The organism is Nitrososphaera sp., assembly GCA_039938515.1.
Lineage (GTDB): Archaea > Thermoproteota > Nitrososphaeria > Nitrososphaerales > Nitrososphaeraceae > Nitrososphaera.
In genome coordinates this window covers 1-12,985 of sequence record JBDUUL010000024.1, presented here as the reverse complement: position 1 = coordinate 12,985, position 12,985 = coordinate 1, and the positions used below count along the sequence as shown (strand labels likewise).

Annotated in this window: 13 protein-coding genes; 6 read left to right on the top strand and 7 right to left on the bottom strand. The window is 46.2% G+C overall.

Annotated elements, in window-relative coordinates; genetic code table 11:
* Window positions 1-584 precede the first annotated feature (584 nt).
* A complete protein-coding gene (locus ABI361_12725; GenBank protein ID MEO9321524.1) occupies window positions 585-1,550 on the top strand; it encodes a methyltransferase in 966 nt (321 codons plus the stop codon).
* Window positions 1,547-2,152: a deoxynucleoside kinase gene (locus ABI361_12720; protein MEO9321523.1), complete on the top strand. Its 606-nt coding sequence runs from the start codon at window positions 1,547-1,549 to the stop codon at window positions 2,150-2,152. The genes ABI361_12725 and ABI361_12720 overlap by 4 nt, the downstream gene beginning before the upstream one ends.
* 133 nt (window positions 2,153-2,285) lie before the next feature.
* Here the strand turns inward: ABI361_12720 and ABI361_12715 are convergent, their stop codons facing one another.
* The 4 genes from ABI361_12715 to ABI361_12700 form a co-directional block, all read right to left on the bottom strand.
* On the bottom strand, window positions 2,286-3,308 hold the full coding sequence (locus ABI361_12715; GenBank protein ID MEO9321522.1) for a thymidylate synthase: 1,023 nt from the start codon (window positions 3,306-3,308) through the stop codon (window positions 2,286-2,288).
* A gap of 4 nt (window positions 3,309-3,312) precedes the next feature.
* Window positions 3,313-4,077 carry a hypothetical protein gene (locus tag ABI361_12710; protein MEO9321521.1) on the bottom strand — a complete coding sequence of 255 codons (765 nt, stop codon included), beginning with the start codon at window positions 4,075-4,077 and terminating at the stop codon, window positions 3,313-3,315.
* Complete coding sequence (locus ABI361_12705) at window positions 4,074-4,307, bottom strand: hypothetical protein (protein MEO9321520.1); 234 nt, start codon at window positions 4,305-4,307, stop codon at window positions 4,074-4,076. Before ABI361_12705 ends, ABI361_12710 begins: the two co-directional genes overlap by 4 nt.
* 444 nt (window positions 4,308-4,751) lie before the next feature.
* Window positions 4,752-6,182 carry an FAD-binding oxidoreductase gene (locus ABI361_12700; protein ID MEO9321519.1) on the bottom strand — a complete coding sequence of 477 codons (1,431 nt, stop codon included), beginning with the start codon at window positions 6,180-6,182 and terminating at the stop codon, window positions 4,752-4,754.
* 80 nt (window positions 6,183-6,262) lie between these two features.
* Here ABI361_12700 and ABI361_12695 point away from each other — a divergent pair, with 80 nt between their 5' ends.
* Window positions 6,263-6,796: a CopG family transcriptional regulator gene (locus tag ABI361_12695; GenBank protein ID MEO9321518.1), complete on the top strand. Its 534-nt coding sequence runs from the start codon at window positions 6,263-6,265 to the stop codon at window positions 6,794-6,796.
* A 417-nt stretch (window positions 6,797-7,213) separates the two neighbouring features.
* On the opposite strand, the gene ABI361_12690 is transcribed toward ABI361_12695, so the two are convergent.
* Entirely contained in the window at window positions 7,214-7,393 is a 180-nt protein-coding gene (locus tag ABI361_12690; protein MEO9321517.1) for a hypothetical protein, read from the bottom strand.
* A gap of 98 nt (window positions 7,394-7,491) precedes the next feature.
* Between ABI361_12690 and ABI361_12685 the strand changes: the two genes are divergently transcribed.
* Window positions 7,492-7,746, top strand: coding sequence for a hypothetical protein (locus ABI361_12685; protein MEO9321516.1), 255 nt, complete (start codon window positions 7,492-7,494; stop codon window positions 7,744-7,746).
* Between the two features lie 499 nt (window positions 7,747-8,245).
* Window positions 8,246-8,473 (top strand): hypothetical protein, encoded by a 228-nt coding sequence (locus ABI361_12680; protein MEO9321515.1) that lies wholly within the window; start codon window positions 8,246-8,248, stop codon window positions 8,471-8,473.
* Window positions 8,474-8,525: 52 nt separating this feature from the next.
* Here ABI361_12680 and ABI361_12675 read toward each other — a convergent pair whose 3' ends face one another.
* Both ABI361_12675 and ABI361_12670 read right to left on the bottom strand, forming a co-directional pair.
* The gene (locus ABI361_12675; GenBank protein ID MEO9321514.1) at window positions 8,526-9,392 is read right to left on the bottom strand and encodes a hypothetical protein; all 867 of its coding nucleotides are present in this window, start codon (window positions 9,390-9,392) and stop codon (window positions 8,526-8,528) included.
* 175 nt (window positions 9,393-9,567) lie between these two features.
* Window positions 9,568-11,991, bottom strand: a complete 2,424-nt coding sequence (locus ABI361_12670; protein ID MEO9321513.1) for an HYR domain-containing protein — start codon at window positions 11,989-11,991, stop codon at window positions 9,568-9,570.
* A 629-nt stretch (window positions 11,992-12,620) separates the two neighbouring features.
* Here ABI361_12670 and ABI361_12665 point away from each other — a divergent pair.
* Window positions 12,621-12,985, top strand: a 365-nt coding sequence (locus ABI361_12665; protein ID MEO9321512.1) for a hypothetical protein, incomplete at its 3' end; no start/stop codon positions are given.

Sequence of the window (12,985 nt, the reverse complement as noted above, 5' to 3'; positions counted from 1 at the left end):
ATTTCAAAGCAACTAAGGTTTGATGCTCTAGTAACAGACATCAAGCGGTGTCAGAAATGTCTTGGGCTAAACATTAAAGGTATAACAGAAAATTCTCCTGGATATGGAAGTTTGAAATCAAAGGTCATGATAATAGGCCAGAGTTTATGCAGACCATGTATGCGCACACAAATTCCATTTACTGGTGGATCGGGCCGCCTATTGGATAATGCCTTTAGGATCGCAGGTTTGCAAAAAGCTGATGTATTCATAACGAATGTAGTACATTGTCATACCCCGGATAATCGAAAATCGCTCCCACATGAAATCATGAATTGTGCACATTTCATGTCGCAGGAAATCAATCTGGTTGATCCAGCTATAATAATCCCACTCGGGCAGGATGCAATCATTAGTATCCTAGGGAGTGATGCTTGGCCAAGCTCTGTTGGAAAGAGTGTACAATCGAAGGGCCGTACTGTTTATCCTATGTATCATCCTTCATACATTATGAAACAAGGAAAAGTGATCGTCGCCAACTACACAAACGATCTAGTTAGAATATTAATTAGCGAAAACAAGTAAGTGGGGCACGGCCGATCAGTGTGAAAAAAATATCTGATGTAATGCAACTCATTGAAAAGTATGAACAAGCACAAGTAATAATGGCGGCTAATGAGTTGGAAATTATTCCACTTCTTGAGCATGAACAAAGCAACTCCGAAGAACTCTCTCTCAGACTAAAAGTTTCCGAACGTGGCATTGAACGGCTTTTACTTGCTCTGAAAGATTTAGGATTGGTGAAGGGATCTCCAGCATCCGGTTCCAGAATTAGATATAGACCTACCAGATTAGGGATCGAATGCTTTGGAATTAACGGAAAGATTAGGAATTGGACAGCGCATCACAAGAATCTATTCCGATCATGGGCAAGCTTATCAGAATCAATCAGAACTGATGCTCCGATTCTCAAGAATACACATGATTTGAACGTAGCAAGTTATGCTTATGGTTTGATGGAATTGTATTTGCTCCAATATAGAAAGTTGCAAGATGTGGTTAACCTACGAGGAAAGATTAAACTTCTTGATGTTGGTGGAGGCCTAGGGCATTATACTATATTGGCTGCAATTGATAACCCATCACTGAATGCTACAATTATTGACAGAACTGAGATTGCTCTGCTCACAAGAAAAGTAATAAAAGAATATCACCTTGAACAGAGAATCTCTGTGATTCCGGGGGACCTACTCTTATCCAAATGGCCAAATGATTTTAACGTAGCTTTGATTAGCAACGTCTTACATGGCAAAAGTAGAAATGAAGCGAGACAGCTTGCTTCAAAAACCTTTGACGCATTACATCGTAATGGTAAAATCATAATTAACGAGTGGATAAAAGGTTCTCAGATGGCTAATCTGTTCGATCTTAATATGCTAATTTGCACCCGTGATGGTCATGTGTGGAATAAACATCAGCTTAGAGACTTAGTTCTTTCTGTTGGATTTAGCAGGCCTCGTTGGAGGAAGTTTAATACCCTAAATTGGATTCTTGAAGCAGTGAAAAAATGATGCAGAAATTTGTAAACATTACTGGCAACATCGGTGCCGGAACTACAACTTTATGTCAAAGGCTATGCGGTATTTTCAAATGGATTCCAAATTATTCGCAGGCACACAAAAGTCCATTCCTGAAGAGATACTATCAAGAAAAAGGAAATTATGCGTTTCAAAATCAGGTTTACATACTCATGCAAAGCATCCTCCGGCATGCAGAGCTAGATTTCTCAACGCAAGTAGTGTGTCAAGATTATGTTATAAATGAACACAACGGTGTCTACTCTAATGTGATGCTTAGTCGCGGGTATATAGACATCAATGAATACGCCCTCTTGGAACAGATACTTGATTCACGGCGCGGAGAGCTGCACCAACCAGATTTGTTAATTTTTTTACGTGCTGACATCGACACTTTAAATCGCAGAATTAAAGGAAGAAATCGAGATGCCGAGCAAACCATAAGCATGGATTATCTGAATGATTTGCAAACTGCTTTCAATAAGTTCGTGGGAGAGTGGAAATCGTGCCCTATTATCGAGATCAATACAACTGATATAGATATTACCACGGATACGGCCATTAAGGACATTACATCTCAATTTCAATGGGAATAGGGAAGTGATCCTTTAACTAGAACTCATCTCATAAATATTAAGAAAAGTCAACTATCGATTTCACCGTAAAGTCAACCATGATTTTTGGCTCTTGCGACGCTGCCCTTCGTAACGACCATTTATGAGATGACTTCTAGTGTCTTATTTTTAGTTCCTCCAAGAAGAAGAGATATTCGTGATTCAGTTCATGGGCAAGCGACGGAATAATGTCATCTTGTTTGGTCTTTCTGAGGGCATGATAGACAAAGAGGAGCGCAACCTGGCTCCAGTAAGGATCAAATTTCTTTGCGCGCTCAATCCATTGATCAGCATTAAATCTGGAATTTTCTACAGCTTCTCTAAGATCAGAGTCAAATGAAGTAAGGCTGCTCAGATATTCTCTATCTGTAAACTTTGGCATTGGTTTCATTGGATTCCTGCTCGGCACTTCGCAGGATAAAGCATGCTCCACTAGGCGAGTCTCGTCGTCGTAATAATGCAAGGAGCCACACATATGAATATACTCGCCCAATTCCACACCTACTTCCAGAGCGATTAGTTCCTGCACCATAGTGAAAAAGAACACATTGTATGGCAGGACAAATGCCGCCGAGTTGGATCTCATGAAAGTAATGGCATGTAATTTATCATCGCGTATCAGATATTGCACTCCAATAGGGCAAGGCACGTCTCTAGTCATTGTGACATTGTCTGAAGGCTGGAAGATTGTTGCAAATGTCCTTCTTGATGTAGGATCATGTTTCAGTCTACTTACAATAGATTCTATTTGGCTTCTATCTGTCGGGGTCTTGAACAAGCGCTTTCCGTAGGAACTACCACAAATGGTTTTTCCGTCATCAGAAAAATCAATCCCCTTACCATTGTAAAACGAGATCGCGCTCAGTTGATCAGATCCAGAAATGTTCCATAAAAATTGCGCGAAGGCAAAAGTTAAGTCAAACTGTCGCGCTTCATTGTAAAGCAATCTTGCTCTAGGATCACTAAGGATGAATTTGTAGGCAATTAATTCGCGTGTCGATCTAGCAGTTTCACCGAACTTTGATCCCACTGAAAATGCATCAGTTATCGCTTCGACTGTCTCACCATTTTTCTGAATGTCTTTTAGTACTTTAACATAGATGGAATCCAAATCGCTCTCCTTAGTTTCTGCAATCATAATGTCAATCCCTCCTAGTTCTGATATACGACGCAACTAATGCCATCACAGAAAGAAATAGTGCACCAATGCTTATACCAGTACTCAATTGATCATATTGAAAATTTGGCATCTTCCCGTCAGGCGCGACAGCGATGACGGATAGTGCAGCGACGATTATTGCCAGTATGGCAAAATTAGTAGTCTGGAACATTTCTAATCTTTTTGGGAAACTCTTCACTTCATCACGAACGATTTCAAGCCCGCTTCCAGGATGAGTTAACTCAGGTCTCTTACCTGAGGGATAAGGTTGACTCAATCCTTCGTGATACTCTGATGTCTTCTCAAAATCTATTGAAGCGAAGGTGTCGCCGCGGTTCAACCAGATAGTCTCACGTGATAAGTTATACACAGGACACCATAACGGTCCCGTCCAACCAGGATCAATATGCACTCCTCCGACCCATACGAGTCCCTGAAAGATTTTTTTTACTTTGGGATTCCATCGACCAACCAAAAATCTTGGCATGTTCAATGATTCTCTTGTAGAAACCACGACTGCTTCGTGCGGCTTGATCTCGAGAGTACGATTTTGTGCATCTAGAGTATACTCTCTGCCACCTTTCTTGTATACGTCGCCGATTGTGAAATCATAGCTCGCTGGACGTAAGTTGCGAATTTCGAATGGTCTAATTAAATCATAATTTTCAACACAGTATTCGATTTCATCTGATAGAAGTACTCCTTTAACATCCGGATGATTGTCTTGGGTTGCAGGTTCTGTATTCATTTTTGCCTAGCCCTCCACCATATGGTCGGTTTTCTTTTATCATCACAAGAGATTTCTCCTCTTTCCATTAGTGCCATGAGGTCCGTTCTGATTGTAGCTAAAGAATAGTCATGGTTGAGTGCTGACAAAACTTCTACCATGGTCTTCCCGTCTAATTGTTTTCCAGGGAGCACCTGCAATATGCGCTCTCTTCTGACCTCTATTTTCCTCTGCAACTTGAGGACATACACTTCTGGCGAGTTAAATGGAGCAAATATTTAAGTATATAGTGGTATGCACCTGCTTGTGAAGATTAATGTTAAGAGTACGCTTAAATGCAGCCTGCACTGTTACAATAACATTGAAACGAATATCATAAGCAGTTTTGGGTGCAATCTAGCTTTGTGCCAGCTGAATGGGAAATCATTCTAAATACCTGTCTTCATAATTTACGATGCACGCTGCTTTGAACGACTGTGTCCGGAAACCTCTTGGGGTCTTCTCAATGTTGCGCAAATGTCTAATTGCAATATATCATGGAACCCATCACCTATGTAATATGTAATCCCTTACGGCCCATTCCGATAACGGTTCTTAATTTGGATCCTACCCTATTAGGAGGCATATAGTAAATGATGCACAAAAGAACAATAGGTCTTTTCCCTTTGCATGCGTACTCGCTTGACTTGATCCAGTCAACGCTTAGACTTGCTCGGCTCGGGGCGAATGTTCTGGTTGAGATGGAAAAAGTTAGTCGGGTCGTATTTCCTCTTTAGTTGCGACAGACGCCTGTACTTTCCTTCACCATATGCTGCTCTGACGCGATCGCTCCCGTCTTCTCCCAGAAAATTAACATAAGCGCCCTCCTCGGAGAACTTTGCGAATGCGTCAAAGGTATCTTTTGTCCACTTCACGTTTTTGTCGGATTCTTCTGGAGATATCCACATGGAAACGATATTCGACACATAGGCTGCATTTCGTTTTCCAATAGCCGTCGCATTGTCGCCTACGCGCCTGATGGCGCCACCTAACTGATGAATGTGAATCGCAGACAATGGTGAGGGGACTAATTTAAACCGCGAAATTGCAGCCTCTATAAACTCCTTGCCTATCGGCCGCAAGTATGCAGACTTCCAGTAATTTTGAAGCCCGGCTGGCGCAGTTTCGTCAAGCATGGATTGAAGAACAGTATAGGGCATCGGCTGGATCAGATCCACGATTGGCTCCCCGAGAGCCCTAAACGGCTGCACTATCTCTGCTCCATCGCTGGTATCTCCACAATAGCAGCACGCCAGCGCGATCGCCGGTTTTCCCTGATATTCTTGAGGAACAAACTGCGCAGGAGGCGCAGTGATAAACGCAATCAGGGTAGTAAGTTCATCGGGTGGGTTCTGTGCTACTAGATTCGCATACCGATCGAGCACTTGCTGTGCGTTTTTAAAGGAATAAAGCACAAGGCCTCCCAGAACCATGGTTCCAATTCGTGCAAGGGAATATTGAAATGATGTGACGATTCCAAAATTTCCACCCCCGCCCCGCAGCCCCCAGAACAAATCTGGGTTTACTTCCATGCTGGAGTCTATTATTTCTCCATCCGCCGTGACAACTTGGGCACCAATAAGGTTGTCAGCCGTAAAACCGCATTTGCGAACAAGCCAGCCAATGCCGCCGCCCAAGGTAAAGCCGGATATTCCAGTAGTCGAAATTAATCCACCGGTAACGGCCAATCCGTGCGCCTGAGTCGCAGCGTCAAACTCCTTCCATTTTAGGCCCGGATCAGCGCGTGCAACCTTCTTTGCCTCGTCGACTTTGATCGATTTCATTAAGGAGAGATCTATTACCATTCCATTATCGCAGGTGGCAAAGCCGGCGACATTGTGACTGCCTCCCCTAATGGCTACTGGGAGTGAGTGTTTACGCGCAAATTTGACCGCCTGAACAACATCGTTAACGTTCATGCACCTGGCAATTAGTTCAGGATGCTTGTCAATCATTCCGTTCCAGACTTTTCTTGATTCGTCGTAACTGCTCTCATTTTTCGAAATAATATCGCCGGAGAATACAGATTTGAGACTGGCTATTTGGGATGCAGTGAGAGGTTCTGAAGGAATTGGGGAGGTATTCACACCGATTCAAAGTGGCCTGTAAATATATCCATGTTGTCCACAAAGTAATCCTTATGAGTATTACAATGTAACACAACCCTATGAGCAGCAAAACCATCCTTAGGAGTATTAGATTTAACGATGAACAGGACAGGCTTTTGAAGGCTGATGCGAAGAAGAGAGGGATCAGTGTAAATGCACTCCTATCTGAAATTATTACGAGGTATGCAGAATGGGACAGGTTTGCCCAAAGATTTCCAATGATCTCTATCTCCCGCCAGGGCTTCAGGAGTCTAATAGATTCCATTGGTAAAGAAAAACTCCTAGAGCATGCATCAGAAGCTGGCTCAAGAAACGCGCCAGAGATAGCCCTTTTTTGGTTTGGAAAGCTTGATGTTAACACCTTTTTTCAGTTTGTGCACATTCTATCAAAATATGGAAATACCTTTGAGTACGAGCACTCGATTGGACAATCTGTGCATCTGCTTGCCATCCATCACGAACTCGGGCCAGGATATTCTGAGTTTTTGGCCCATTACTTTGATGCGGCCATTCGCAAAATTATCGGAGTTGCCCCTCAACTTGAATTAGGGAAGAACTCTATCACAATCCGTTTTACAGAGCCACTCCCTTAATTATTCAAGATAGTTGTTATAGTTACATGACTCAACAAATCTGAGGAGACCTCTATCGAATGACCTAATGTGTGATTTGAATTAGACTCCAACTTGTAGCATAGGTGGGACGCATGAGCTTTCTTTTCCCTTTGAATTGTTGATATTCACTTGCACGAGTGATCCCCTGCTGTGGACCTTGCGGCACACGATTCAAAGGCTTGTAGGCCCGACCCAAATTGAGATTCAAGACTAATTTGTCCTGAGTCCCTTGCGGCCCATGGTTCAGTTCCGTAACCTGTGTTTACGACGCGTCGGCCTTTTCCAGAATGACTGGCTATTGAGCTAATGCAATAGCTCCCAGTATGGCAAAGATTCCGAGAATTCACAGCGTGGATCAGCGGCGAGCAGCGCTGCCGTTCATCGCTTGCTAACGGACTACCTCAGATTATCGATAAGCTGTGAGATATACTCGTCGCTCTTGTCCCTGAGCGAAGGGTTCTCGTGCCTCAGAGCGTCGTACAACTGCTTTCGGTCCATGTGAGCCGCGTGTTTCCTTTCCAGCCTTTTGCCAAGCAGGTAGAACATGCTTCCATCGTCCTTTGCGCGCGCGTCCATCTATTTCCAAACGCATTTGTACTATATATCGAGCAGCCTTTTGAGGCGCTGCGATAGCAGTGAAAACCATGAAATTCAATGAGCGACAAGCTATATCCATGTCAAGCGACAAGGCAAGGATGCCTGAAAAACACGAAAAAGCACCTTCTGTCAGCGAGCAAGAAAAGCCAAATATTTCAGATTACAAAAGCGAGCAGAACATCGAGGTCGGCAGGCAGCGCATCGAGTTTACTGCAGAGAATGCAAAAAACCCAGAGGACCAGTCGCAGCCTAAATGTGACGAATGCGACGAGTCGTTCGAGACTATGGCGGAGCTAACGCAGCATTCTAGACAGGCCCATCCGGAATCATAGGGTTGAGCCGAGCCATAATTCCCTGACGATCGGCGTTCGGCGTGAGTCAAACGTTATCTCTAGTACTGGTTGGCCAAGAGATATCCCTCTGCCTTTTTCGCTCGAGGACTCGATCGAATTGCATGGCTCGCGGATACAAAGCATCCTTTCCATCCTAGATGGCTCCCAGTAGCTGTATTCCATTGCTCTGCAGGTACAGTGAAGCATATGTTCTAGATTATTTTCAATAGTATCTCTCTCGGGGTGACCCATCGTGATGACTGTACCCTTAAAAAAATAAAAAGAATGACAACCTATCTTTTGTCCTGAAGTACAGGATTCTTGTGACCCTACAAGATTCAGGGCAGTCAACCCAGTTACAACATACAGAACAACTCTTCGGGGATCACTAGTATCTGGAATCCTTCCACATTTCCGCTGCGCAGCCGGGCCTTCAGCCACGCAGTCAAACGAATGGGCAATACTTTTATCTTGAACTTGTGTTAGGTTTGATGGTTCTATGTCAGGGCTATCCGTTAAAGGCAGGTCGAGCGAGCTTGTTCGATGGCTTGCACTGAGTGCAGGAGGCGCCGGCGTAGCAGCGATTTCGGGTCTGGTTTTTCATCTCGAGCCGAACAGAATCATTACGGCCGCGTTCTTGAGCGCGGGAATGGTTTTTTCAGGATATTTCATGCGTTCATTTGGAAGAGACAGCAGGGACAGAAAGAATTCTCCTGCAACTGGCTGAAGACATATAAAAAAAGAAAAAGCCGGACCTTTTAGGTCCGCATTCCTTTTGCTTACCTTGTAGTGGATGAAGTTCCGGTGCTGTCTGTGCCTGAACTGCTTGTCAGTCCGTTAGCACAGTTGCTCGCAGTGCTGCCTGATGTACCAGCGTTGCCGCTGTTAGCTGCTGCCGCACCGGTGTTTCCTGCCAAGACGCCAGTAGTGCCGCTTGTTCCTGTACTGATGGGGCTGCAAGTGTTTGCTGTGGTGTTGGTCGAGGCGGTCGAAGTCGAGGTATTGTTGAGCGCCTGCATGAGAACTTGATCAGCCATCTGGAGATACATCAGGGCACTGCTCGTGTTATTGGTCTTGATGAAGGTACATGCGGTTTCAATGTCGGATTTGGCCTGCTTCATTGCTGTTGTTGAGTTGACTGTAAGGCTTGCAGTAGACGTCGAATTGTTTGCACTTGATTTTGTATTGGTGTTATATGCAGTGAGGCTTGAGGTTGCTGATGGGGAAGTTGAGGTTGTACCAGTGCTGCTGTTAGCTGCTGCCGTACCGGTGTTTCCTGCCAAGCTGCCGGTTTTAGTGCCGCTGCCTGCGCTTCCTGCACTTGACGTGCTGTTCATGCTGGTAGCAGTTGTATTGCCTGTGGAAGCAGTACCCGTGGTATTGTTCGATTCACATACTGACATCATACTTGAAGACGCTGTTCGTGTCGAGTTTACAATACTAGAATAAGGAGCCGAAGCCAATGCACTGCCTGAATTTGAAGTGCCGGGACTTGCGCCTGAACCGCTCGCGCTACCGGCAGCTCCTGCTGCCGTTCCGGTCGATTGTGTCTGTGCTGCCACGGCAGAAAAGCCACCTGCAGAAAATACTGCAAGGATTCCCGCCAGGACTATAGCCGTCGAGATTCCAAAAGTTGTTGGTTTCATTGAAGCAACCGATGCCACACGGCTCTTAACGGTTTGAGCCTGAATTTAGCGAAATCTGCTCGAAATCTTCCTACGGTCACACAATCTGTCAGAACAATCAGGGGTACAAATTCGGTATATTTAACTTCTAAAAATATGGGAGGCGCGTTGATCTTCTTGCGCCAGTCAGACAGCTTTAGTTCATTGCTGATTGCAGGTTTGCCATGTTCTGCGTCGTTTTGTAGTCGGCGTCCATCAGGCTCGATGAATCAATTGGGTCGTAGCTCCACCAGATCCAGCCAGCGTTGTTCGAGTCAAATGAGTCGATGCTGGTCTTTGTGCTATTCAGGGAATTGTCTGCCCACTCGCCAATGATAAGCGGGCAGTTCCATTCGCTCGCGAGTTGCACGTATCCCTGCACGTCCTCAGCCGTTCCACTTGCCGCACCTTCGTAGAAGTGTGGAGCAAATACTACATTTGACACTGCTGGCTTTGTCAGACTGTCATGTTCTGGATCGACATAGACGTTGTAGCCAGTCCTAGGTTCTGCTTTGTCGAAGAATATCACCTTGGCGGTGACGGAGCGCATCTGTGACGCTACATAAGTCTGATACTGACCGAGTTGAGCGTACTGGTCGAGGTCATAGACGTATGGTCTGGTGATTATCTCGTAGCCGGTCACGCTGGAGTACTTGTCTACAGACGAGATCATATCGCGCATCATTGCTGCCTGTATGTTCCAGATAGTTTCCGGCCCGTGGTCGGTGAGGATTCTGTTAGCATAAAGATCCGTCCAGAATGCCCGCTCTGTGCCATAGTTTTTGGTAACAGAGAGCGGGAATCCGTGTCCTCCGAATTTGCCGCCAGTGTCACTCTGATAGTTTGAGAAAATCACGCACAACTTGTGGTTCTGAGCACTCGCGGCAATCTTTGACATTTCGGAGAGCGTGGATGTCGGGTTATCTGAATAGGCAGACCAGAAGAATGGCACGCTAATGGTGTTGAAGCCTCTGGAGCTGATGTCCGCGATTTTCGAGTCGATTGATGGCATGCTATACTTTGTAAGCGGCTGCCCATCGCCAGTTGTGGTGAGCGTCGGGTCGGCAAATACCACTCCTTTTACAAGTTCGGTCGGCATAGTACTGCAGTCGGAAAGGTTAAAGCTGATTGTCTTGAGCGATTCTTTATTTCCGACGTTGTCCACGCTGTAGAAAGTCAGCGAATGGTGGCCTGATTTGAGCGCGCTGGCAGGAAGGACCAAAAGTCCGGTTTTGGAGCTGCTAAATGTGCTATTGCCGTCGATCGAGTAATAGACCCCTGACTGCATCTGCTTTGCCAATCCACTCCCGCTGTCTGAGGCAGTAATGTTAATGCTGTCTGCTGAGGCTATCGACGAATCGTTGGCAATGCTCGCTGAAGAGGTAGGCGGCGAGCCGTCATAGGTTACATCAAGACTCTGCACAAGAGTTGCATTTTGACCATAGTACTCTATGACATACTCCCCGTCGTGGCCGGCAACTGTAAAGGTAGATCCGTTTGCGAAATCAGGAAGGTCGCCGCTGTCGCCTGAACGGTAGTATCTGTAATGATTCACTGTCGAGGCATTACCGGTAGTTGATCCTAAGGCAAATGTGGTGGCCGGTCCGACAAAAATCCTGCCACTCGAGGTGTCGTTATAGTATGCGCCGCTCAGCGTCAGCTGTGGCACATCGGTGGTCGATGGTTCGGAAGAATTTGCGTTAGTTTGAGATGACTCATTAGTAATAGTGACCAGCTGCTGTGCTGTCTGCGTGTTTCCCGAGCTGTCTGTCGCTGTCCATGTTACAACGGTATCGCCTACAGGAAATCCATTCGGAGGGGCGTCGTTGGATACCTTTGGAGAACTGTCAACTGCATCGGTGACTACCGGGCCACCAAGTGACACCTTGGTCAGCGTGCCCGTTGCAAGTGCGGTAATGTCGTCCGGAGCTACAAGCGACGGGGCGGTAGTATCTCTCACTATGACGTCAAAAGCTGTACTAGCTGCTCTTCCATGATGATCGGTAGCTGAACAGGTAACCCTTGTGGTGCCGAGAGGGAATGTCGAGCCGGTGACCGGGGTGCAAACAGGAGATAGGGGTTGGCCGAATCCGTCAGTCGCATTGATATTATCAAATGAAACCTTTGCGCCAGCCGGGCCAGTTGCCTCTACAAACATCATGCCATGCGCAGGGCCGGTGATCGTTATGTTTGAGCTCTCGGTAACGTTCTCCGAGCCGATGTCGCCTTGAGTAACATTGCCGATTATGTTGCTTGTCGAGTTCTTCTCCGTCTCGTTGACACCTGAAACATCTCCGCCGATTGTCGAGTTGCTTCGAACAGCAGGGTTCTCGGAGCCAGACTGCACGGTAGTCTGACTTTCGGAGGGGCTGCCTGCCTTGCTGCCTGCTGTTCCGTCCGAGTGAATGATAAGACCTCCAGCACCTGACGGTATACTGCTGAGCACAGATAGGGGCGTCGAATTTCCGGAAGTACTATCGCTCCCGTTTGACTGAGACTTGGGAACCAACACCGTAGCCGCTGTTCCGCCAGCTACTATCAGCGCAGTGATGGCTATTGCAATCAACTTGAATGGGATCAATTTTCGCTGTACCTTCCTGGAACACCTTTCCGTTCCTCAAAAATCGAGGAAACGGTGACTGGAGAAAATATCGAAACGCACGACTGGGGTAGAAATCCACTCTCTTTGTTTTCTGGGAATCGCGACAATTTTTCAGTGACCTTGAATGGCCGGGAGTCGTTGGCGTCTAAATCGATGCTTATGTATAATTTCTAACTACATGCCAACGGTCAAGAACCGGGTTTTGTCCTCTCAAGATGTTTTTCAGCGAAAAAGCGCATTAGAGGGAGGCTGGAATGTCTGATAGCATGAAGGCGACCTTCCTCTAACTGGCAAATATGACACGTCGCGAGGCGACATGCCGTGTCCGAGAAGACATTTGATGTATTTTGTGATGATGGCTGGGGCCGACCTCGATTTGCCGCGCCTCGAGTTGGCTGCGGGCGCTATTGTCGGCGGAAATTCAGACTGACTCGAATATACGAGTTCGCCATGTGCGAGTAGCTATCAACCTTCCAAAAAAGTTCAAAGAAATATCATCCGGTCTTGCGTTCCAATGAGATTCCCGCGATAGACGAATATGGTGCTTTTGCCATTGAACAGTCTGTCTAACCTGTTAAGTTCATAATTTTGGTAACGAGGCTGACGACATGAAAGACTTTTTTGGATTCAAAGCAGATTCGAACGGAAAAAAGCTTTCCAACACTAGCAGACAACCAACAAGTGCGATAGTAATCAGGCGAGCCGCGCCGGCAATCGCCATAGCCTGCCTTCTCGCCGTGGCAACTACTGCCATACCATCTTTGCTTGTTTCAAGGCCCGCCAGGGCCGACTCGCTGTACTCGACGCTGACTATCACCTCGGTAAGCAACTCAGGCGGCTCGCTTGGTGGCTACTTTGGCCTATGGCAGAGCGGTACTTTTCTTGCGTGGAATACCGGTCCGTCAATCTCATACACCTTGAGAAGCGGCCTGACTTATACGATAATGCCCGTCAGCTATGGAGGGTACGTCTT

What these genes read in the sequence shown, in the direction of transcription:
- ABI361_12680 (MEO9321515.1), top strand. Translation starts at nt 8,246, where the DNA reads ATGTCAGGGCTATCCGTTAAAGGCAGGTCGAGCGAGCTTGTTCGATGG.
- ABI361_12690 (MEO9321517.1), bottom strand. Translation starts at nt 7,393, where the DNA reads ATGGACGCGCGCGCAAAGGACGATGGAAGCATGTTCTACCTGCTTGGC.
- ABI361_12675 (MEO9321514.1), bottom strand. Translation starts at nt 9,392, where the DNA reads ATGAAACCAACAACTTTTGGAATCTCGACGGCTATAGTCCTGGCGGGA.
- ABI361_12685 (MEO9321516.1), top strand. Translation starts at nt 7,492, where the DNA reads ATGTCAAGCGACAAGGCAAGGATGCCTGAAAAACACGAAAAAGCACCT.
- ABI361_12695 (MEO9321518.1), top strand. Translation starts at nt 6,263, where the DNA reads ATGAGCAGCAAAACCATCCTTAGGAGTATTAGATTTAACGATGAACAG.
- ABI361_12710 (MEO9321521.1), bottom strand. Translation starts at nt 4,077, where the DNA reads ATGAATACAGAACCTGCAACCCAAGACAATCATCCGGATGTTAAAGGA.
- ABI361_12715 (MEO9321522.1), bottom strand. Translation starts at nt 3,308, where the DNA reads ATGATTGCAGAAACTAAGGAGAGCGATTTGGATTCCATCTATGTTAAA.
- ABI361_12720 (MEO9321523.1), top strand. Translation starts at nt 1,547, where the DNA reads ATGATGCAGAAATTTGTAAACATTACTGGCAACATCGGTGCCGGAACT.